Source organism: Shewanella sp. OMA3-2 (assembly GCF_021513195.1).
Taxonomy (GTDB): domain Bacteria; phylum Pseudomonadota; class Gammaproteobacteria; order Enterobacterales; family Shewanellaceae; genus Shewanella.
Genome location: NZ_CP090974.1, coordinates 3,565,894 through 3,587,261 on the forward strand (window position 1 = coordinate 3,565,894; position 21,368 = coordinate 3,587,261).

Here is a 21,368-nt window from a genome sequence, read left to right on the forward strand (position 1 = left end):
CCCACATAGATTTGAAAGGGCTATTTGAGTCTGGGAGGGACCAATTTACAACAAAAAAGCCCATTTCAAAATGGGCTTTTTTGTGTCTAAAATTTACGCTGGCGACATTTTATTCATTCATTATGTATGCAGGGTCTTTTTCTAAATGCGCTTGAGCAAGGGTAATAGCTTGTACCGCGCGAGAATTAAATTCGCGTTGGTAAAGGGTAAACACCACAAATAAACTAGCGAAAATTAACGCGGATGGGTGTAGAAACCAACACAAAGCAGCCATAGCGAAATAGTAAGATCGTAAACCGTGATTATACGAATGAGCGGCTTGGTCTTGTACCACCGCCATTTGCCTCGCATAACCTCGCAAATTAATGTCTGTGCCGGTTTTATCCAAGGGTGCAGCACCAATCATTACGTTAACAAAACCATATTGGCGCATCGACCAGGTAAATTGAAAAAACGCTAATACGAAAATACCCGCAAGTAAGGCAAGCTTAACTTGCACTAACGCATGATTGGGAGAAACCGAGAAAGGAATTGATCCAATCACAATCTCAAGCTTTTCAACTTGTGAAAATAACGTTAGTACACCGGCAAGAATAAGTAATGTCGTCGAAGCAAAAAAAGCAATATTGCGCTCAAGGTTAGCCAATAACGCAGCCTCCGCTACCCTAACCTCCTTGGTAATGACTTGCGTCATCCAACGAATACGCTGCTGATGCATCACTCTGGCGATGCAATTGGCGGTTTTAGCTTTATGTTTTGAAAAGCGTGTGTAACCAATCCAGCTAATCAAAAAAGTAAATAATGCTAAATAATCCAGAGGCGAACCGATCATATACTTTCCCTATATAGCTAAGCCCGAATTGAGGCAATAACCGCAACACTTTTAATCAGAATATTTATTATGCATTAGTTTTATTTCGGCTTGAATAACTATTTAATGACAAACAAACATAAGGCTTAAAAAGGACAAGCACATTGAGCATTAATCCGTTCACTATTGATCGGGTGAATAAAGGAAAGCGTGGTTGCATGTAGCATTAAACGGCTAGCCAACACCGCTGATTGGCCAAGATAATAAAGATCACAGCCGAGAATTGGATGGCCTATTTGCTGACTGTGTATGCGCAGCTGATGGGTTCGACCTGTTATTGGCGTAAAAGCCACTTTGGTCACTCGCTGACCGCTTACCAAGTATTCAACGCCAAGAACTTGATAATGACTATGAGCCGCTTTACCCGTTGCACTGCAAATTTTCATTAATGGAAAATCATCTTTGGCAATAGGTAGCTTAATATCTCCTTGGGAGCTTGGCATTTCACCCAATAATATTGCCGTATAGGTTTTATCCACTAAACCAGTTTGAAACTGCTTAGTTAACAGTCCATTGATCTGTTTGTTTAATGCCACCAGCATAATACCTGAGGTACCAAAATCTAACCGATGCACTAAGGTACAACCTGGATAGTCTTGTACTAATCGATAATGAACCGAATCGATATTAAGCGGATTTTTACCTGATAAACTTAATAAACCTGAAGGCTTATTAATTAATAGTAAATGTTCATCTTGAAATAATATATCGATACGCTCAAGGCAAGGCGGGGCGATAAATTCTGTCATTAAACTACCTGTTAAAAATAAAGGCTGAGCATAAACAAAAGGTGGCCATTGAGCCACCTTTTAACTGCAATACTATAATGTATTAGGTTCTTAACTTGCCTAATTCACTATGTTGTTGTTGCACTAACTCAGCTAGCGAATGACTACTTTGTTGTGCCTCATCCGCAAGTTGTGACAATTCTGCTGCTGAATCTGATATGCCAGTAATATTACGGCTTACCTCTTCAGTAACCATGCTCTGTTCTTCTGCTGCGGTGGCAATATGGGTCACCTGTGATGACACTTCATTAATTTGTACCACTATGGCATTCAGCGATGATAATGCCATTTCAGTTTGCTCTACGGCCAACTGAGCTCCCTTAGCACCTTTATCAATAATTCTTGATGCGTTTTTGACTTCCGATTGCAGCGCATCAATTAACTTAGTGATTTGATTTGTAGAATTTTGGGTTTTAGATGCTAATGCTCTAACTTCATCAGCGACAACGGCGAAACCTCGCCCTTGCTCACCCGCCCTTGCCGCTTCAATAGCGGCGTTTAATGCCAATAGATTAGTTTGATCTGCAATAGAGCTAATCACTTCTAAAATGCCACTAATGTTACCACTGCTTTGAGACACTAATTCAACCGCTTTCTGTGCTTGCGCTGACTCAACAGACATATCATTTACGTAGCCCATGGCTTGAGTTAAACGTTGTTCGCCTTCTTTAACATTTTTGGTCATCGACTCCGTTTCATGGGCAGTTTGCTCCGATGCTTTAGCCACTTCTAAGGCTGCGGCACTCATTTGATTAACAGCAGTAACAACACTGTCAATTTCTGCATATTGACGATTGACACTTTGACGGGTTAGCTGGGCAATATGGGCTGACTTTTGACTTTCAGATTGTGAACGATCTGCCAAACCTTTAAGACCAATAATCAAGTCTCGCAGTTTAGTGATAAATAGGTTGAAGCCTTTGGCTAAAGCGATCAATTCAGCATGTGAATCCACATGAATAGATTGGGTTAAATCCCCTTCTGCACTGCCTAAGTTCTCAACCCTTTTTTGGATCATATTTAGCGGTGAGATAATGCTGCGGATGACGATGCTAATAACACCTATTGCGACTACTGACACAATAACGCCTAAAATTAACAATAAACTCCCTAGCGAAGTGGCCATTTCATCCATGGCATCATCCATTTTAGTGATAGCTGCAAACGCTTGTTCTTTTGGTACCTCAATCACCAGTGACCAAGTCGCATTGGCAAGTGGAATGAGAATGGGGAATGCGACAGCTATGGTTTGCTCGTCATGATAGATTTGATTGCTTTTATGCAATGTTAACAATTCAGATGCCTTACTTGCAGAAATAGATTCTGCCAGCGGTCTAGCTAACTTATCATAGTGGCTGGCCGCAACTACCAGCCCTTTCTCACTTAATAAGGTGACTTTGGCAGTGCCCTGATAAAGGCTTTGAGATAATTGCTCAATCAGCTTTTGAAAAATAGGTAAATTAACATCAACCCCTACCACACCTTTAAATTGATTATTAACCACAACAGGGACGGTCAGCGAAGTCATTAGCGCATTATTACCAGGAGATATTTCATAGGGATAAGGTTCCATCAAGCAAGGCTTTTTAGTGTCTTTAACACACAGATACCATTCTGCTTCTCTGATCCCAAACTCATTTAAGGTGGCGACATACTTTTCAGCTGGGTCCTCAACTTGTTGATGCTCTACAGTGCCATCATCATTGCGAGTGTAATAAAGCTCTAACCCACCATTGCCTTGTATACTATGATTAAAACCGTTTAAATACTCACTATCTCGTCCATCATAACCATTGGATTCAAATTGAGCATACATAGAGGATATTTGAACATTTTTGCGTAAATTAGCTATCAGTAGGTCAGCCAACTTTGAACGAGCAAGCGGCTCCTTATCAGACGTATACTCAACCATACCGGCAAATGAATAAGGGATACGATAGGCTTCATTGATAAACCCAGCAATTTGTTGACCATATTCTGCCGCTCTAGCTGACAACTTTTGGCTTATTTCTTGTTGTAGTGTTACGTCCATCTCTGTCGCTAAAATTTTATTTTTATCGGTTAATCCCCACCATAAACTCAAAGATAAAGTCAGTACGATAAGTAAAAACAATCCTGATGTGATCCAAAGTAATTTCGTTTTAACAGGCAATGCCTTCATATTGTTACTCCACTTTCTTATTATATCTTTAATAGGTACGCTAACAATTTCACATACGTGTTTAAGTTTAGTCAACATTCTTACAATAGGATGAAGTTACAGTAAAAAGAACTATAAACACTAACAAAAAAGCCCTATTTCTCAATAGGGCTTACTTTTGCTATAGATTATGATGAATATCGTGCTATTTAGCGATTAAAAACAACATCAAAAACATCATCCATAATCGCCAAACCTGCATCAACTTGTGCATCTGGTGCAGTTAAAGGAACAAGTACTCGTAATACGTTTCCATAAGTGCCACAAGAAAGTAAAATCAATCCACGGTTACGCGCTTCAATTAATACTTTTGGACAGTACTGTGGTGCCGGTTGGCCATTTTCCATTAACTCAATGGCAATCATTGCACCTAAACCACGCACTTCGGCAATTTGGCTGTACTTGCTTTGCATCGTGGTTATCGAAGCTTTAATACGTGCGCCAAGATCATTAGCTCGTTCAAGTAGTTTTTCTTGTTCAAATACTTCAATAACCGCCAACGCTGCAGCACAAGCCAATGGGCTGCCACCATAGGTACCGCCTAAGCCACCAGCAGTAATAGCATCCATGACTTCCGCGCGGCCGGTAATACCTGACAATGGAAAACCACCGGCTATCGACTTAGCAAAAGAGGTAATGTCGGCGGACACCCCCATTTGCTCCATCGCAAAAAAGGTTCCTGTACGGCCTGCACCGGTTTGTACTTCATCAGCGATAAGCATTATACCGTGGGTATCACACAATTGACGTAAGCGTTTCATAAAGCTTGGCGTTGCAGCATAAAAGCCGCCCTCGCCTTGTACGGGTTCTAAAATAATCGCAGCAATATCACTTGGCTCCGCATCATTTTTAAAAATACGCTCAATTGAAGCCATTGCCGCGTCTTCTGACACACCATGTAACTCACAGGGGAACTCGGCTCTAAATACATTAGCCGACATAAGCCCCATACCTTTACTGTAAGGTGCTACTTTACCGGTTAATGCCAATGCTGCAATAGTACGACCATGATAGCCTGAGGTAAACGCGATAACGCCGGCACGCTTTGTATGAGCACGGGCAACTTTAACCGCATTTTCGACCGCTTCAGAACCACTGGTAAACAAGGCTGTTTTCTTAGCAAAGTCACCTGGCACTAATTGGTTTAATTTTTCACATACTTCTACATAGCTTTCATACGCTAATACCATAAAACAGGTGTGGGAGAAATCATCTAATTGCGCTTGAACTGCGGCCTTTACTTTTGGGTGTAAGTGGCCGGTATTGAGCACAGCGATACCACCTGCAAAATCAATATATTCACGGCCTTCAACATCCCACACAGTGGCATTTTCGGCGCGCTCAATAAAAAGCGGATGTATTTGACTCACACCTTGTGCTACAGCCGCTTGGCGACGAGCCATTAATTGTTCATTTGTTTTGTTCATTGCCGAGACCCTTAAACAGACATACAGATGTATTTCATTTCGAGGTATTCCTCGATGCCAAATTTAGACCCTTCACGGCCCAGACCTGAAGATTTTATGCCTCCAAAGGGTGCAACTTCTGTCGAAATAAGCCCGGTATTAACACCTACCATGCCATATTCTAATGCTTCAGCCACTTTATAAACCAACGAAATATCACGGCCGTAAAAATATGCAGCTAAGCCAAACTCAGTATCATTGGCTTGTTGAATGACATCATCAACTGTGTCGAATTTGAATATGGGTGCTAATGGGCCAAAGGTTTCTTCGCGAGCCACTAACATGGTTTTATTAACATCACGTACTATGGTTGGCTCAAAAAAGAAACCGCCTAACGCATGGGGTTTTCCCCAGCAACCACACTAGCACCTTTTGCTAACGCATCATCTAAGTGACTTTGCACTTTTGCCACTGCATCGGCATTAATTAATGGCCCAATAGTGACGCCTTGCTCGGTGCCATGACCCACTGTTAATTTGGCCACTGCATCGGCAAGCTTTTGGGTAAAAGTGTCATACACTCCGGCTTGTACATAGATGCGATTAGCACACACGCAGGTTTGGCCTGCGTTGCGATATTTAGCAATCATTGCACCTTCAACTGCCGCATCTAAATCTGCATCATCGAACACAATAAAAGGCGCATTGCCACCTAACTCTAACGATAATTTTTTCAACGTAGGGGCGCATTGCGCCATTAACTTAATACCAACGCCTGTTGAGCCGGTAAAAGACAGTTTTCGCACAATAGGGCTATCACATAGGGTGTTACCAATGGCAACTGCATCCCCTGTAACCACACTAAATACTCCCGCAGGAATACCTGCTCGGCGGCTAAGCTCAGCTAATGCTAGCGCAGTAAAAGGGGTTTGCTGTGCTGGTTTAACCACCATAGTGCAGCCCGCCGCTAATGCAGGGGCGGCTTTACGGGTAATCATAGCCGCAGGGAAATTCCACGGCGTAATAGCCGCCGTTACGCCTACCGGTTGCTTAATAACGGTTAGTCTTTTATCGGCTTGATGACCAGGAATCGTATCGCCGTAAATTCGCTTACCTTCCTCGGCAAACCATTCAATAAATGACGCTGCATACGTCACTTCACCTTTTGCTTCAGCTAAAGGTTTTCCCTGTTCGGTGGTCATCAACAATGCCAAATCGTCAGCATGTTCAAGTAATAACTCAAACCAACGACGAAGCTTACTGCTGCGATCTTTGGCTGTTAATGCGCGCCATGCTGGCAATGCTTTATGGGCAGCATCAATAGCAACTTGGGTTTCCATTGCCCCCATAACTGGCACATGGCCTACTACAGATTGTGTCGCAGGATTGATAATAGCGAGCGTTTCGCCACTGTTAGCACTTAACCATTGGCCATCAATGTAGCATTGCTGTTGTAATAAACTTGGGTCATTCAATACCATGGTGTTTTCCTTAATCTAAATAGCCAATACTTATACGCCGAACTTATCACGCATAGTGTAATACCAAGCACCGATAGCACTGAATGGCACTCTTAGGGCGTGTCCACCAGGGAACGGGTAATGGGGTAGCGCAGCAAACGCATCAAAACGAGTTGCCTGACCATTTAACATTTCTGCAATTAACTTACCGGCCAAGTGTGTGTAGGTCACACCATGACCACTACACCCTTGAGAATAGTATATATTATGACCAATCCGACCAACTTGTGGCAAGCGCGACAAGGTCATTAAGAAATTACCTGTCCAGGCATAATCAATTTTAATGCCTTTAAGTTGCGGGAATGTTTTCAATAACTTAGGTTCTATAAGTGCTTTAACATTGGCAGGATCACGAGCGCCATAAACCACTCCACCACCAAAAATCAGGCGCTTATCACCGCTTAAACGGTAATAGTCGAGCAAATAATTACAGTCTTCAACACAATAATCTTGCGGTAAAATACTGGCAGCTATCTCATCAGATAATGGCTCTGTGGTGACCACTTGCGTACCACATGGCATTGACTTGGCGTGTAATTCAGGCAGTAATTTACCTAAGTAGGCATTACCAGCAACGACCACAAACTTACACTTAACCTGGCCTTGCGCAGTATGCACAACCGGTGATGCACCATCATCAATGTTAATGACAGCTGAATCTTCAAAAATTAATCCACCTAAAGACTCAACAGCACGGGCTTCACCTAATGCTAAATTAAGTGGATGAATGTGGCCGCCGCTTTTATCTAATAAACCGCCAACATATAGGTCAGTGTCTACCACTTTACGAATAGCATCTTGATCTAACATTTCAAGTTGTTGGTTATGTCCATGGGCTTCCCACAAGTCTTTTTGTGAACGTAAATGGCCCATTTGCTTTTTATTCATGGCCGCAAAAACGCCACCATTTTTTAAATCACAATCAATATTATATTTGGCAATGCGTTCACGAATAATGCGTCCGCCTTCAAATGCCATCTCACCAAAAAGCTTACCTTGCTCTTTACCTACTACTTTTTCAATACTGTCTATATCACGGCTAAATGAGTTAACAATTTGACCGCCATTTCGACCAGATGCTCCCCAACCAATTCTAGCAGCCTCAAGGATAACAACCCTCATGCCACTTTCTAAAAGATGAAGCCCTGCTGACAAGCCTGTATAACCTGCGCCAACAATACAAACATCTGTTTCTATAACAGATTCTAGACGCGGACGCTCAACTTTATCGTTGGCCGATGCGGCATAATATGAACTAGTATGAGGTGTAGCAGACATAGCACTTCCTTATATGTATATTGCAAAATACAACTGTCTCATCCTACACCCAGGCCATCATAAAAACCAGCCGAAAAGGTATAATTATTTACAGACCGTTGAAAATATTAAACACTCTAAATCGATACTCCAGCTGCATTAGTAGCATGATTAATAGGCAACAATACAGCTTGTTCTGATGAGTGCTTGGTTATCTAAATAATGATGGCATAAATAAACTGACAAGTGATTCAAGTGTAAGCCACCTATTAAAGATCAAATACACTAGCACTAATTTTAACAAGTTTATTCCAAGATAGAACTCGAGTAGTGACTTACTCTAGATAATAAAAAAGCGCGTTGATGAATCGAAATATCATCATCACGCGCTTCTATTACGTTAAAGTATTAGCCTAAGACTCCATCGCTTTTTGCGCTTTCTTTTCTGCCCGTCGAGTAAAGTACCAAGACAGGAATGCCACAAGAGACACGGCAAAAATAATGATGGTTGCTAACGCATTAATCTTAGGCGACACCCCTAAACGTACTGACGAAAACACCACCATAGGCAAGGTTGTTGAACCCGGTCCAGAAGCGAAGCTGGCAATCACTAAGTCATCTAATGACAAGCTAAATGATAATAACCAACCGGCAATTAAGGCTGGCGAAATCATAGGCACTGTTATTAAGAAGAAGGTTTTTAGTGGCGTCGCCCCCAAGTCCATCGCAGCTTCTTCAATTGATTTGTCTATTTCACGTAACCGTGATGACACCACAACAGCGACATAAGCGGCACAAAATGTTGAGTGTGCTATCCACACTGTTAACATACCGCGTTCAGTCGGCCAGCCAAACGTATCAGCCATTTGTACGAAAAGCAGCAATAATGACAAACCAGTAATCACTTCAGGCATCACTAATGGCGCGGTGATCATGTTCGACAAGGTCAATTTTGCCCAAGAGCGACGAAAACGAGTCATTACAAATGCCGCCATAGTGCCAATAATCACCGCCATAGTCGCACTGTAAAATGCAATACGTAAGCTGACCCACACTGCACTTAAAATCTGTTCATCTTGAAATAGTTCGCCATACCACTTTGGTGAAAAACCGCTCCAAACCGTGACCAGCTTTGATTCATTAAAAGAATAAATAACCAAAATAAGCATCGGGGCATACAGAAACAGTAAACCGAACCACAGCATGATTTTAGAGAAACTTAATTTTTTCATGCATCGTTCTCCATATCTCGTGATTGATAGCGATGGAACAAGGTAATTGGCACAATGAGCAGTGCAAGCATGACAATAGCCAATGATGAAGCCACAGGCCAATCACGGTTATTAAAGAACTCTTGCCATAATACTTTACCTATCATCAATGAGTCTGGACCACCTAGTAGCTCTGGAATAACAAACTCGCCCACGGCAGGAATAAACACTAGCATTGAGCCTGCAATGACTCCTCCCATTGATAGTGGTAAAGTGATTTTCCAAAACGTGTTAAGGCTACTTGATCCTAAATCAGATGCCGCTTCAATTAAGCTCATGTCCAGTTTTACCAAGGTGGCATATAAGGGCAAAATCATGAAGGGTAAATAGCCATAAATAATACCAATATAAACAGCAAAATTAGTATTGAGCATTTGAATTGGCTCAGAAATAACACCAAGCCACATTAAAAAGTTATTCACTAACCCTGTGTTACTTAAAATCCCCATCCAGGCGTAAATACGGATCAAAAAAGAGGTCCATGATGGCAACATCACCAACAGTAATAATACAGGTTGAAACCGTGTTGGAGCTCTAGCAATGGCATAAGCCATAGGGAAGCCTAATAACAAACAGCCGATTGTGGCAATAAATGCCATTTTCAGTGAAGTTAAATAGGCAACGTAGTACATTGAATCCTGTATCAATAATAAATAATTACCAAAATTCAAAAAGATGGATAATGTTTCATCAATAAAGCTAAAGGTTGCCTCGTAGGGAGGAATCGCAATCGCGGCGGTTGAAAAACTTAACTTCAACACAATCGCGAAAGGCAGTGCAAAAAACATCAATAGCCATAGGTAAGGAATCCCCATGGTTAGATATCGGCCTTTCAGGCGTTTAAATGGATTCATCATGATTGCAATACAACCCCGCTGGTGTCTTCCCAACTGATAAAGACTTCTTCTTCCCATGTTGGGTGATCAGATCTGCGTTCACGGTTAATCATTGAACATTGAACAATTTGCTTGTTTCTTAGCTTGATATAAAACACTGAAACGCCACCTAAATAGGCAATGTCATGCACCACGCCTCTAGCCCAGTTATACTCACCTTCCGGCTGCACACGGGTAATGATGGTTTTTTCAGGGCGAACCGCAAGTAACACTGTCTTATTATCTAAACTAGTAGAAATTCCGTGTCCAATATAAAAAGGTTGTTTTAAGGTGTGCGATTTAATGATGGCGTGATCGGCTTCATCGGCAATAATATCGCCTTTAAATAAGTTTACTGTACCAATAAACTCAGCAACCATTCGGCTATTAGGTGCTTCATAAATATCAGTAGGGCTACCAGTTTGTGCAATCCAACCTTCATTCATAATAGAAATACGCCCAGCCATAGTCATGGCCTCTTCTTGATCGTGAGTCACCATCACACAGGTCACTCCTACCGCTTCAAGAATATCGACCACTTCTAACTGCATTTGAGTACGCAGTTTTTTATCTAATGCGCCCATCGGCTCATCAAGCAGTAATAACTTAGGTCGTTTAGCTAATGAACGCGCCAAGGCGACACGTTGGCGCTGCCCACCCGATAATTGATGCGGTTTACGCTTAGCGTATGTTTCCATGTGCACCAACTTGAGCATTTCTTCCACTCGTTGGGCAATTTCAGCTTTAGGCATTTTGTCTTGCTTCAAACCAAAGGCAATATTTTGTTCAACCGTCATATGTGGAAATAACGCATAGGATTGAAACATCATATTGATAGGACGTTCATAGGGAGGCATGTCGGTTATATCGACACCATCCAAAAAAATACGGCCTTCAGTTGGCTTTTCAAAACCTGCCAGTATACGTAATAGGGTTGATTTTCCTGAGCCTGAACCACCCAATAATGCGAAAATTTCACCTTTATTAATTGTCAGTGACACATTGTCGACTGCACGAACATCATCAAATAGCTTACTAATACGATCAATTTTAAGGAGTACTTTATCTTGCGTCTTTTTGGTTGGATTATTAGTGACGCCCGAGGTGTTTTCCATGATACTGCTCCGCCTAGTTGGAGTATGTGTTCCGCGATAAAGTAAATATTGTGGTCACACGATTAAATATTAGAGAAGTTAATCTAACGAATGAAAGATCTAAATAATTAGGGCAAGTTACCTTGCCCTAATATGTGGATCTGACTACTGACCAGATTTCACTTTAGTCCAAGCACGTGTAACAACTCGTTGAATTTTCATTGAGCGTACATCGCCAATGTACAGCTTATCTATTACGCTTTGTGGCGGATAAATTGCTGGATCATTTTTGATTGAATCGTCAACTAGCGCTTGTGCAGGAACATTCGGGTTCGCATAAGCAACATAGTTACTGATAGGTGCTATTACCTCAGGACGAAGTAAATAGTTGATTAGCTTATGAGCGTTAGCCACATTTGTAGCATCTTGTGGAATCGCTAACATATCAAACCAAAGGTTAGCGCCTTCTTTTGGAATAGAATAACCAATCTTATTACCGTTACCGGCTTCATCAGCTCGAGCAGCAGCCTGGAATACATCACCAGAGAAACCATATGCTACACAAATATCACCATTAGCGAGATCTGAAATATAGCGCGACGAATGGAAGTAGGTAACAAACGGACGCACTTTGGCAAGCACCTCTGCGGCTTTTTCATAATCGTCGGCATTTTTACTGTTTGGATCTAAACCGAGATAAATCAGCGCTTGTGGCAACATATCGTCTGCAGAATCTAGCATTGAGAAACCGCATGAACTGATTTTTTCAGCATACTTAGGGTTAAAAATAAGCTCTAAAGAATTAAAGGGTGCATCTTCGCCTAACACAGCTTTGACTTTATCGACGTTATAGCCAATACCATTAGTGCCCCATAGATAAGGTATAGCATGTTCGTTGGCGGGATCGGCCTTCTCAAGTTGCTTCATTAAGTCTGGCTTTAAGTTGCCATAGTTCGATAACTTAGTTCGATCTAACTTTTGAAATGCACCGGCTTTAATTTGCTTCGCCAAAAAGTGATTTGAAGGAACCACTATGTCATAGCCACTGCGACCAGACAGCAATTTAGCTTCAAGCACTTCATTACTATCGAACACGTCATAAATAACGCGAATGCCTGTCTCTTTTTCAAAGTTTGCTAAGGTATCTTCTGCGATATAGTCAGACCAATTGTACATCTTGACAACTTCTTCAGCATGCAGCGACGTGCTAGCAAATACCGACGCTGAAATAAGCGCAATGGTAGACAGTTTGTTAAGTAGCTTCATATGTTCTCCCTTACTTGGATAATGGTCAGGACTGTGCTGACAGTTATTCGCTTTTTAAGCGTTATTATCATTCCCTTATAAAAAGGAAATTATCCAATGCTACATCGTATTTCTGCATCGGTAACATCACAGCAAAATGCAAATGCTATAATTTTCTGGATTCTATCAAAAACCTTTTTAATTACTAGATGGTAGCTATCTAATCGCTTAAAAAACCACTAATTACTCATAAACATGCAAAAGCTTTGTTAACCATGCAAGAATATTTTCTAACCATGCAAAAAGTATTTTTTAAACATTCAAAGTCATTATCATTGTTATCAATATGACTTACTGGTTACACATTTAGCATAAGTGTCATTTAAGGCCATTAATGCCTTATCAACCAACTCATCTATCTCTGCCTTGGTGATAACAAGTGGCGGAGAAATAATCATAGTATCGCCTACGGAACGCATCACTAAGCCATGTTCGATACAAAAGTCTCGGCACCAAGTTCCCACCCCAATATTGGCTGGAAAACGCTGCCGTTTCGCTTTATCTTGCACAAGCTCAATAGCAGCCACTAAACCTAGGCCTCTAACCTCACCCACTAATGGATGCTCAGCTAACTGCTGTAAGCGTTGTTGAAAATACGGGGCTGTTTCAGTAGCCACTTTTTCAACTAATTTTTCTTGTTTGATAATATTAATATTTTCTAATGCCACGGCAGCAGCAACTGGATGACCTGAATAGGTAAAACCGTGGGTAAATTCACCACATTGTTGTCTAATCACATCCGCGACACGATCTGCAATTATTACGCCACCCATAGGGATATAACCAGATGTCATGCCCTTGGCTATTGAAATAAAATCAGGTTGTAAATCAAAGTATTCCGCCGCAAACCAATGACCTGTTCTGCCAAAGCCACTGATCACTTCGTCCAGAATAAGTAACACGTCATATTTGGCTAGAATACGTTTAATTTCAGGCCAGTAGCTTGATGGCGGAATAATGACCCCACCAGCGCCTTGAAATGGCTCGGCAATAAATGCCGCAACATTGTCTTCGCCTAATGCTAATATTTTAGTTTCGAGTGTTTGGGCTGCTTGTAAACCAAATGCTTCGGGCGTTAGCTCTCCACCTTCACCATACCAATATGGCTGAGCAACATGCACTATTTTAGGGATGGGTAAATCCCCTTGTTCGTGCATGCCAGACATGCCACCTAAACTCGCACCTGCTACGGTAGAGCCATGGTAAGCATTATGGCGGCTGATAATGGTTTTCTTATTGGGTTGACCTTTTAGATCCCAATAGCGTCGCACCATACGTAAATTAGTGTCATTTGATTCAGACCCAGAACCGGTAAAAAACACACTGTTCATATGTTTAGGTGCAAGCTCAGCAATGGTTTTAGCTAGCTCAATTGCTGGCGGGTGAGTACATTGAAAAAAACTGTTATAGAAAGGAAGTTTTTGCATTTGCTGACAGGCAGCATCAACAATTGATTGTCGCCCATAACCTACATTTACACACCAGAGTCCTGCCATTCCGTCTAATAATTTATGACCTTCGACGTCCCATATATACACCCCTTCGGCGCGCTCAATAACACGGGTGCCTTTTTCGCCAAGCACTTTAGAGTCGGTAAATGGATGAATAAAATGTGCTTTATCTGTTTGCTGCAAAGAGGCTAAATTTGTCATACACATTCCTTAAGCTGGCAAAAATAACAACTTATCAGTTCTGAATGCTGTTATGTCATCATCTGAAAATATTATTAACTCATTGGTAGACTTAATGAGCCATTCTGCTTTTTAGCAATGAATGACTAGACATTTACTAGACATTTACTAGACTAAGTCGCGAGCGAGATTTGCTTCACAACTCAGTCTAGTACTGACTAAGCGATTAAAACTAAACGGTTAGTAACAGGAACTCACGTTCCCAAGAACTGACCACACGGCGGAAGTTTTCAAGTTCAGCTTGCTTAACAGCCACAAAACCTGTGGTGAAAGACTGACCTAAATATTCAATACACGCCTCACTTTCTTGCATTGCAATCAAGGCTTCTTCTAACGTCAGTGGTAAACAGTATTCATTACTGGTACGGCTTTCGTTTGAACGACCTGTCACTGGATTTGACGGGCGCAAGCCTTTTTCCATACCGATAAAACCAGCTAACAAACTCGCCGCAATGGTTAAATAACAGTTTGCATCTGCGCCTGGAATACGGTTTTCAATACGGCGATTCTCGGGTGATGATTCAGGAATACGTAGACCACAGGTGCGATTTTCAACACCCCACTCTAGGTTTACTGGCGCTGAAGTGCCCGGTAAAAAACGACGGAAAGAGTTAACGCTTGGTGCCATTAATGGTAATAACTCGGGAATATAGGTTTGTAAGCCTGCAATGTAATTTAAAAATAACTGGCTTTGAGTCCCGTCTTCTTTGGTGAAGATATTTTTACCGGTTTCTTTATCAATGACACTTTGGTGGATATGCATTGCACTGCCTGGCTCATCGGTCACAGGCATAGCCATAAAAGTAGCACACACATTATGCTTTAATGCAGCTTCTTTAAGTGTGCGTTTAAATACAAATACCTGGTCTGCTAACGATAATGGGTTACCGTGACTGAAGTTAATCTCCATCTGTGCAGGACCATCTTCATGAATTAAGGTATCAATATCTAAACCTTGAAGCTCACACCAATCGTACATATCTTCAAATAACGGGTCGAACTCATTGGCGGCATCAATTGAAAACGACTGACGACCCGCTTCAGGTCGGCCTGAACGACCAATAGGTGGCTTTAGTGGTAAGTCATGGTCATCGCTGCGCTGAGTTAAGTAGAACTCCATTTCTGGTGCAATAACTGGCTCCCAACCTTTATCTTCATAAAGTTTAAGCACTTTTTTAAGCACGTTACGTGGTGATAACTCAATTGGATTGCCCATGCGGTCATAACAATCATGAATAACTTGCGCTGTGGCTTCTACAGTCCAAGGCAGCATGAAAACTGCATCTTCATCTGGCACACACACAAAATCGATATCGGCTTTATCAAGTAATGAATAGAAGATACCGTCATCGATGAAATCACCGGTCACAGTTTGCAGCAATACACTTTCAGGTAAACGCATGCCTTTTTCATCAATAAACTTGTCTACTGGCGCAATTTTGCCTCGAGCAATACCGGTCATATCACTGATAACACATTCAACTTCGGTAATTTTTTTATCTTTTAGAAACTTAATTAACTTATCCATTGGTTATCTCTCTCGCTTAGCTGCATGCAAACGGCAAGCATTGCCAAATGCATCAAAAATTGATGAATAAAACTGGTTATCTTGAACTTTCCATTCGGGGTGCCATTGCACGCCTAACGCAAAAGCCTTAGCACCTTTTACAGAAAAAGCTTCAATTAACCCGTCAGGCGAATGCGCCTCAGGTGTTAATCCTTGACCTAATCTGTCTACGCCTTGAGTATGCACTGAATTGACTTCAGCCTGTTCGCTCCCCCACGCTTGATGGAGTAAACCACCAGGCACTATATCAATAGCATGTGACAAGCCATACTGCACATCTACCGGAGCGGTTTTATCTTCTCTGTGTTCAATGAATAGGCCAACTTCATGCAGTTTTTGATGCAGACTACCACCATAAACCACGTTCATTTCTTGAAAACCACGACAAATACCAAACACAGGCACGCCTGCATCTATGGCCGCTTTAATTAAGGGTAATGTAGTCGCATCGCGCTTAGGATCATGATGAGTACCTTCTGCACTAGCAGGGCCTTGAAAATGATGAGGTTCGACATTAGAAGGTGAACCGGTAAACAAAATACCATCTAGGCGAGACAGTAATTCTTCAGTTGGTACAGCTAGCCCTAAAGAAGGGATAACCAAAGGAAACCCTTTAGCGCCATTAACTACACTAAGTAGGTACTTTTCACCCACAATATTAAATGGGTGTAATCCTATTTGTTGATTACATGCCACTACCCCAATCATTGGGACTTTTGACAAAGACATATCACACCTACATTGTTGGACTACAAAATTGTTGGGCTGCAAAACACGCAGTATCTCTTTCAAACACTAAGGAAATTACTGTGATTAAACTCTCAAACTTACGATACTTTCACTATAATTGAGTTATTTAACAAACCAGTAATTCGTGTTCGTTTTTTCACACACTACACTTAATTCAAACACTAGGCAATAGCAATAATACAACGGAATAAACTTTTATAGTTTCATACTAACCTTGTTAACCAAACGCACTAAAAACAGGATTAAACAGTTGTTAAAGCGAAAAAAAATATTTAGAGATAGTTGAAAAAGATATAGGGAATCAGTAAATTCGAAAACAAAATTCTATATAAAGAACAATAAAATGATTAATATTATTTACATTTTTCAATTTAATTACAGTGTGTTTATCGTAAAAACAGTTAACGTATTTGCAAAGTCACAATCAAAGAATACTAAAAATCACCTGGCGTGGTAGCACTCACTAAACAGCAAGGCTCATCGTAAGGATTAGCAAACTTATGTGGCAGTTCACTATTAAAGTAATAACTATCACCTTTATGCAGCACAAAGAGCTCATCGGCAACGGTAAGTTCAATTTTGCCTTCTAGAATATAGGCACCTTCTTCACCACGATGTTGTAGCATGTCATCGCCAGTGCTTGTGTTTGGCGGATAAGTTTCATGCATCAATGACATTGCGCGATTAGGAAAATCTCTACCAATAAGCTTATAGACTAAATCACCAGTACCAATATCAAGTAACTCTTCAGAGCGATAAACAACTTTCTGCTCACCGACAGTGCCCTCTTCAATAGAAAAGAATTCAACCAATGACATAGGGATCCCAGCAAGTACCTTCTTTAAAGAACTGATAGAAGGGCTAACACTGTTTTTTTCAATCATTGAAATAGTGCTATTGGTCACGCCTGCACGCTTAGCTAACTCACGCTGTGAAAGCCCGCGCATTTTTCGTACCGTTTTTAAGCTTGCCCCTATATCCAATTTCTGACTCCTGAAAGTGATAACCGTTTCGAATGACACCAGATGACACCGAATATGTCACTGCAATTTATCATTGAAATTACTAGCGTGAAAGAAATTGTATTCTAGCGCAATTCAGTGTTAAATAAAATGCACATTCTGTCGATTAAAAATTACCTGCCGATAGTCGCTGGCACTATTTAATCATTCACCCTTAAATTGGAGACGCTATGTCACAGTCCTCACCGATCCATAGCGATAAGTACCCAGATTCTTTTTACTTCCACAGCGCAAAAGAACTGTTCAATCATCCACAACTGACAGAGTCTATCAATGTTGATGTTTGTATAGTTGGCGGAGGGTTTACGGGTATAAATACCGCCATAGAACTGGCTCAAAAAGGTTTTAGCGTGGCGGTTTTAGAAGCTAAACGCATTGGTTGGGGGGCCTCGGGTCGCAACGGTGGTGAGCTTATTCGTGGTATAGGTCATGACGCCAGCCAATTTAAAAATATCATTGGTAGTGAGGGCGTAAACGCTATCACCCAAATGGGGTTTGAAGCGGTAGAAATTGTTAAGCAACGCGTACAACGGCATAATATCCAATGTGACTTAACCATGGGTTACTGTGACTTAGCGGTAAAACCTCGACACATGCATGAGCTAGAGCAAGAGTTTGCCGAATTGAAACAAGCGGGCTATCAGCATGATATTCAACTACTTGATAAAAACCGTACCCGTGAGGTTATTCAATCTGACTTTTACCAGGGCGCATTAGTTGACATGGGCAGTGGCCACTTACACCCGTTAAATTTAGTACTGGGTGAAGCAAGAGTTGCCCGAGAATTAGGGGTACAAATTTTTGAATATAGCCCAGCAGAACATATATACAAAGGCAATAACCCCGTGGTTAAAACCGCTCAAGGTGAGGTTAACTGTCAGTTTTTAGTTTTGGCTGGCAATGCGTATATTGGCCATAAACTGAATGACTACGTAGGTGGAAAGGTGCTTCCTGCAGGCAGTTATTTACTGGCAACAGAACCATTAACGCCAACGCAATGCCAAACGATTATTCCACAAAACATGGCATTTGCCGATATGCGCGTGGCCTTAGATTACTTTCATCTATCCGCTGATAACCGCTTACTATTTGGCGGATTATGCACTTACTCAGGTAAGGACCCCAGCAGTATTGAAGCAGCGTTGAGACCCAATTTAGAACATGTATTCCCGCAGCTTAAAGGGGTTAAAATTGATTACCAATGGGGTGGTATGATTGGTATTGGCGCTAATAGAATGCCGCAAATTGGACGATTACCCGATGCTAAAAACATTTTCTATGCTCAGGCTTATTCAGGACATGGGGTGAATGCGACACATATGGCAGCCAAGCTTATCGCCGAAGCTATCACTGAACATGCTGAACGGTTTGATATTTTTGACCAGATAAAACATATGACTTTTCCAGGCGGGCCTCGTTTCCGCTCACCTATGTTAGCGGCCGGTATGTTATATCATCGCTTTAAAGATATTTTCTAATCCAACTTCGCGGCTGCAGGCTAACCTTCCGCCGCTAATTTAAAGCGTTACTGCACCAGCATATAACCTACCATACCCAGCCCAAAACCCAGTACTGCCCCACATGGTGGTAACCAGTGTTGGGCTAATTTCACTTGCGGGGCGATATCTTGAAACACAGAATAAAGAATGCCGCCTGCAGCAAATATCATTATGGCGCCAATCACTTCAGGTTGTGGCGCTAACCAAACATACCCCACTACCCCCGCAATAGGACCGAACAACGCCATTAACGCAAACATGCCGATCAGTAACCAAGGCTTAAACCGATTATGTTGGTTTAACTCCCGATAGGCATTAAACCCTTCAGGCAAATTTTGTAACCCTATGAGTACCGCTAATAAAAAAGCGGTGTGACTACCGGTCGCAAAAGCAGCACCTAAAGCAATAGACTCAGGAATAAAATCAGCCAGCATGGCGCTTAATTGACTTGCTGGCGTATTTATTTTAACCAGTAAAATATCTAACAACATAAAAGCCAGCGCGCCCAACCCGAAAAACATCACTGCCGATGGCAGCGATAACACCTCAACACTTTCAGGCACTAATACTAAGCCAACAGCAGATAATAGCGCCCCGCCGCCAAAGGCCATCACACCATGGCGAAATTCCTGTTGTAGCCAATCGGACTTAATGTGTTCCATTTTGGCGATAACTGCGCCCAATGGCATAGCTAAACCCGCTATCAAAGTGGCAAAAATAACGATCAATACCTCTGACATAATCCTTCATTTCCTTATGCTGTTATTAGTTATTAGTTATTAGTTGCTAGTTGCTAGTTGCTAGTTGCTATGAATTCTATCTAAGGCATTAAACTATTGGTAAACGGGTATTGGTTCCCCACTCGGCCCACGAACCATCGTACAAGGCAGAGTTTTGATGCCCAGATGTTGTTGATGCGAGTATTAAAATACAGGCAGTAATGCCTGAACCACAGCTAAAAATACGTTTCTGGGCCTTATTTTCATCAAGCTGATTAAAAATAATCTGTAATGCTGCCGATGGCTTTAATCGGACACCATCAAGTACTTGGGCAAAAGGCAGATTAATCGAATAGGGTATATGACCACTTCGTACCCCAGCTCTTGGCTCTGGCGCTGTACCATTAAAACGGGCTGCCGCTCTAGCATCAAATACCTGTGTTCGGCCTTGAGTACCAGAGCCTTGAGAAGCAGAACTTGGTAAAACAGAGCTAGAAACGCGAGACTTATTATTAACTGAGCGGTCACTAGTTGAGCAGTCATTTACAGTAGCCAACACACTAGTCGAGTCACACACTAAATCAGCGCGTTGCTGCGCTTTGACATTACCGGTTAGTTCAGGGGTTAAATACTGATTAGCGGTTGGTAGGTTTTCGGCCATCCATTGTGGTAACCCGCCATCAAGCACAAATACCTTCTCAAACCCCATCACTTTAAAAGTCCACCAGGCACGTGGCGATGAATAAATGCCCTGGTTGTCATAAATAACTACAACACTGTCTTGATTAATACCTAGCTTGCGAGCGGCTTGGGTAAATTGCTCAGCGGTTGGCATTGCATGGGACATCACCGAGTCATGATTAAAGAAGTCTTGCTCTAAACGCATATTAATAGCATTAGGTATGCACATTAGCCTGTCATAAATTAACGGCTCTTTACCTAATACCATCTCCATACTGGCATCAAGCAAAATAACGTTTCTATCATCTAAATGTTCAACCAACCAGGCTGTTGAAACAGTTGAATTACTCATTATTTTCTCCTTGATGAAAAGACCGCACGTATTTATGCGTTAACCAGGTGAAGTAGCTGAACAGCATAATACCTACACCATCAGCAGCCAAATCAGCTATATCCAATGTGCGGCGCGGAATAAAACCCTGACTCATCTCCTCCACCAGCACAAATAATCCGACTAAACAGCTGCCCATATAAAGCGGCAAAGAACCTAATCGAATCGTGTTAAATTGTAAGGTCAAATTGGCTAAATAGGTTAATACCCCAAATAGTAAGCAATGGCCAACCTTATCGCCATAGGGGATGTGTTTGATAATGTCGAAGAAAATACTGTTGCCACCCGTATTAGCTAAGTATATGACCCAAATAATGAATCCCAAAAAAGCACAAGCGGTTATGGTAGCCAGCAGATAAAAATGTTGTTTAAGCATTAGCGTCACTTCCTGTGTGGTTCGATGCCATCCTAATATACTTTGGCGATATTCTTATGATACTTTTTGATGAATTTCACTTAATA

17 protein-coding genes and 1 pseudogene are annotated in these 21,368 nt (G+C 41.7%); 1 reads left to right on the top strand and 17 read right to left on the bottom strand.

The window, feature by feature from the left end:
• Positions 1–109: 109 nt before the first annotated feature.
• From L0B17_RS15730 to L0B17_RS15795, 14 genes and pseudogenes are all read right to left on the bottom strand, one after another.
• Positions 110–832, bottom strand: coding sequence for a DUF599 domain-containing protein (locus L0B17_RS15730; RefSeq protein ID WP_235086094.1), 723 nt, complete (start codon positions 830–832; stop codon positions 110–112).
• A gap of 125 nt (positions 833–957) precedes the next feature.
• Positions 958–1,620, bottom strand: a complete 663-nt coding sequence (locus tag L0B17_RS15735; protein WP_235086096.1) for an RluA family pseudouridine synthase — start codon at positions 1,618–1,620, stop codon at positions 958–960.
• A gap of 82 nt (positions 1,621–1,702) precedes the next feature.
• Complete coding sequence (locus L0B17_RS15740; protein WP_235086098.1) at positions 1,703–3,820, bottom strand: methyl-accepting chemotaxis protein; 2,118 nt, start codon at positions 3,818–3,820, stop codon at positions 1,703–1,705.
• Positions 3,821–4,008: 188 nt separating this feature from the next.
• On the bottom strand, positions 4,009–5,286 hold the full coding sequence (gene gabT, locus L0B17_RS15745; protein WP_235086099.1) for a 4-aminobutyrate--2-oxoglutarate transaminase: 1,278 nt from the start codon (positions 5,284–5,286) through the stop codon (positions 4,009–4,011).
• A gap of 11 nt (positions 5,287–5,297) precedes the next feature.
• Positions 5,298–6,745: pseudogene (gabD, locus tag L0B17_RS15750) on the bottom strand (NADP-dependent succinate-semialdehyde dehydrogenase).
• 30 nt (positions 6,746–6,775) lie between these two features.
• Complete coding sequence (locus L0B17_RS15755; RefSeq protein WP_235086101.1) at positions 6,776–8,062, bottom strand: NAD(P)/FAD-dependent oxidoreductase; 1,287 nt, start codon at positions 8,060–8,062, stop codon at positions 6,776–6,778.
• 392 nt (positions 8,063–8,454) lie between these two features.
• Positions 8,455–9,273 (bottom strand): ABC transporter permease subunit, encoded by an 819-nt coding sequence (locus tag L0B17_RS15760; RefSeq protein WP_235086103.1) that lies wholly within the window; start codon positions 9,271–9,273, stop codon positions 8,455–8,457.
• Positions 9,270–10,166: an ABC transporter permease subunit gene (locus L0B17_RS15765; RefSeq protein ID WP_443019959.1), complete on the bottom strand. Its 897-nt coding sequence runs from the start codon at positions 10,164–10,166 to the stop codon at positions 9,270–9,272. The genes L0B17_RS15760 and L0B17_RS15765 overlap by 4 nt, the downstream gene beginning before the upstream one ends.
• Positions 10,166–11,302, bottom strand: coding sequence for a polyamine ABC transporter ATP-binding protein (gene potA, locus L0B17_RS15770; RefSeq protein WP_235086107.1), 1,137 nt, complete (start codon positions 11,300–11,302; stop codon positions 10,166–10,168). The genes L0B17_RS15765 and potA overlap by 1 nt, the downstream gene beginning before the upstream one ends.
• Positions 11,303–11,446: 144 nt before the next feature.
• Entirely contained in the window at positions 11,447–12,547 is a 1,101-nt protein-coding gene (locus L0B17_RS15775) for a polyamine ABC transporter substrate-binding protein (RefSeq protein WP_235086109.1), read from the bottom strand.
• A gap of 320 nt (positions 12,548–12,867) precedes the next feature.
• Positions 12,868–14,238 carry an aspartate aminotransferase family protein gene (locus tag L0B17_RS15780; RefSeq protein WP_235086111.1) on the bottom strand — a complete coding sequence of 457 codons (1,371 nt, stop codon included), beginning with the start codon at positions 14,236–14,238 and terminating at the stop codon, positions 12,868–12,870.
• A gap of 211 nt (positions 14,239–14,449) precedes the next feature.
• Positions 14,450–15,805 carry a glutamine synthetase family protein gene (locus tag L0B17_RS15785; protein WP_235086113.1) on the bottom strand — a complete coding sequence of 452 codons (1,356 nt, stop codon included), beginning with the start codon at positions 15,803–15,805 and terminating at the stop codon, positions 14,450–14,452.
• Between the two features lie 3 nt (positions 15,806–15,808).
• The gene (locus tag L0B17_RS15790) at positions 15,809–16,573 is read right to left on the bottom strand and encodes a gamma-glutamyl-gamma-aminobutyrate hydrolase family protein (RefSeq protein WP_235086115.1); all 765 of its coding nucleotides are present in this window, start codon (positions 16,571–16,573) and stop codon (positions 15,809–15,811) included.
• 455 nt (positions 16,574–17,028) lie between these two features.
• Complete coding sequence (locus L0B17_RS15795; RefSeq protein WP_235086116.1) at positions 17,029–17,577, bottom strand: cupin domain-containing protein; 549 nt, start codon at positions 17,575–17,577, stop codon at positions 17,029–17,031.
• Positions 17,578–17,786: 209 nt separating this feature from the next.
• Between L0B17_RS15795 and L0B17_RS15800 the strand changes: the two genes are divergently transcribed.
• Positions 17,787–19,094 carry an NAD(P)/FAD-dependent oxidoreductase gene (locus L0B17_RS15800; protein ID WP_235086118.1) on the top strand — a complete coding sequence of 436 codons (1,308 nt, stop codon included), beginning with the start codon at positions 17,787–17,789 and terminating at the stop codon, positions 19,092–19,094.
• A 47-nt stretch (positions 19,095–19,141) separates the two neighbouring features.
• Here the strand turns inward: L0B17_RS15800 and L0B17_RS15805 are convergent, their stop codons facing one another.
• The 3 genes from L0B17_RS15805 to L0B17_RS15815 all read right to left on the bottom strand — a co-directional run bounded on the left by L0B17_RS15805 (position 19,142) and on the right by L0B17_RS15815 (position 21,282).
• Positions 19,142–19,855, bottom strand: a complete 714-nt coding sequence (locus L0B17_RS15805; protein WP_235086120.1) for a ZIP family metal transporter — start codon at positions 19,853–19,855, stop codon at positions 19,142–19,144.
• 88 nt (positions 19,856–19,943) lie between these two features.
• Positions 19,944–20,867 (bottom strand): sulfurtransferase, encoded by a 924-nt coding sequence (locus tag L0B17_RS15810; RefSeq protein ID WP_235086122.1) that lies wholly within the window; start codon positions 20,865–20,867, stop codon positions 19,944–19,946.
• Positions 20,860–21,282, bottom strand: a complete 423-nt coding sequence (locus L0B17_RS15815) for a VanZ family protein (protein WP_235086123.1) — start codon at positions 21,280–21,282, stop codon at positions 20,860–20,862. Before L0B17_RS15815 ends, L0B17_RS15810 begins: the two co-directional genes overlap by 8 nt.
• Positions 21,283–21,368 lie beyond the last annotated feature (86 nt).

Bases quoted from the DNA above. Each gene is read 5' to 3' on its own strand.
- L0B17_RS15730 (WP_235086094.1), bottom strand. From the start codon at position 832: ATGATCGGTTCGCCTCTGGATTATTTAGCATTATTTACTTTTTTGATT.
- L0B17_RS15800 (WP_235086118.1), top strand. From the start codon at position 17,787: ATGTCACAGTCCTCACCGATCCATAGCGATAAGTACCCAGATTCTTTT.
- L0B17_RS15735 (WP_235086096.1), bottom strand. From the start codon at position 1,620: ATGACAGAATTTATCGCCCCGCCTTGCCTTGAGCGTATCGATATATTA.
- L0B17_RS15815 (WP_235086123.1), bottom strand. From the start codon at position 21,282: ATGCTTAAACAACATTTTTATCTGCTGGCTACCATAACCGCTTGTGCT.
- L0B17_RS15740 (WP_235086098.1), bottom strand. From the start codon at position 3,820: ATGAAGGCATTGCCTGTTAAAACGAAATTACTTTGGATCACATCAGGA.
- L0B17_RS15760 (WP_235086103.1), bottom strand. From the start codon at position 9,273: ATGAAAAAATTAAGTTTCTCTAAAATCATGCTGTGGTTCGGTTTACTG.
- L0B17_RS15755 (WP_235086101.1), bottom strand. From the start codon at position 8,062: ATGTCTGCTACACCTCATACTAGTTCATATTATGCCGCATCGGCCAAC.
- L0B17_RS15765 (WP_443019959.1), bottom strand. From the start codon at position 10,166: ATGAATCCATTTAAACGCCTGAAAGGCCGATATCTAACCATGGGGATT.
- L0B17_RS15810 (WP_235086122.1), bottom strand. From the start codon at position 20,867: ATGAGTAATTCAACTGTTTCAACAGCCTGGTTGGTTGAACATTTAGAT.
- L0B17_RS15785 (WP_235086113.1), bottom strand. From the start codon at position 15,805: ATGGATAAGTTAATTAAGTTTCTAAAAGATAAAAAAATTACCGAAGTT.
- L0B17_RS15775 (WP_235086109.1), bottom strand. From the start codon at position 12,547: ATGAAGCTACTTAACAAACTGTCTACCATTGCGCTTATTTCAGCGTCG.
- L0B17_RS15805 (WP_235086120.1), bottom strand. From the start codon at position 19,855: ATGTCAGAGGTATTGATCGTTATTTTTGCCACTTTGATAGCGGGTTTA.
- L0B17_RS15780 (WP_235086111.1), bottom strand. From the start codon at position 14,238: ATGACAAATTTAGCCTCTTTGCAGCAAACAGATAAAGCACATTTTATT.
- L0B17_RS15790 (WP_235086115.1), bottom strand. From the start codon at position 16,573: ATGTCTTTGTCAAAAGTCCCAATGATTGGGGTAGTGGCATGTAATCAA.
- potA (WP_235086107.1), bottom strand. From the start codon at position 11,302: ATGGAAAACACCTCGGGCGTCACTAATAATCCAACCAAAAAGACGCAA.
- gabT (WP_235086099.1), bottom strand. From the start codon at position 5,286: ATGAACAAAACAAATGAACAATTAATGGCTCGTCGCCAAGCGGCTGTA.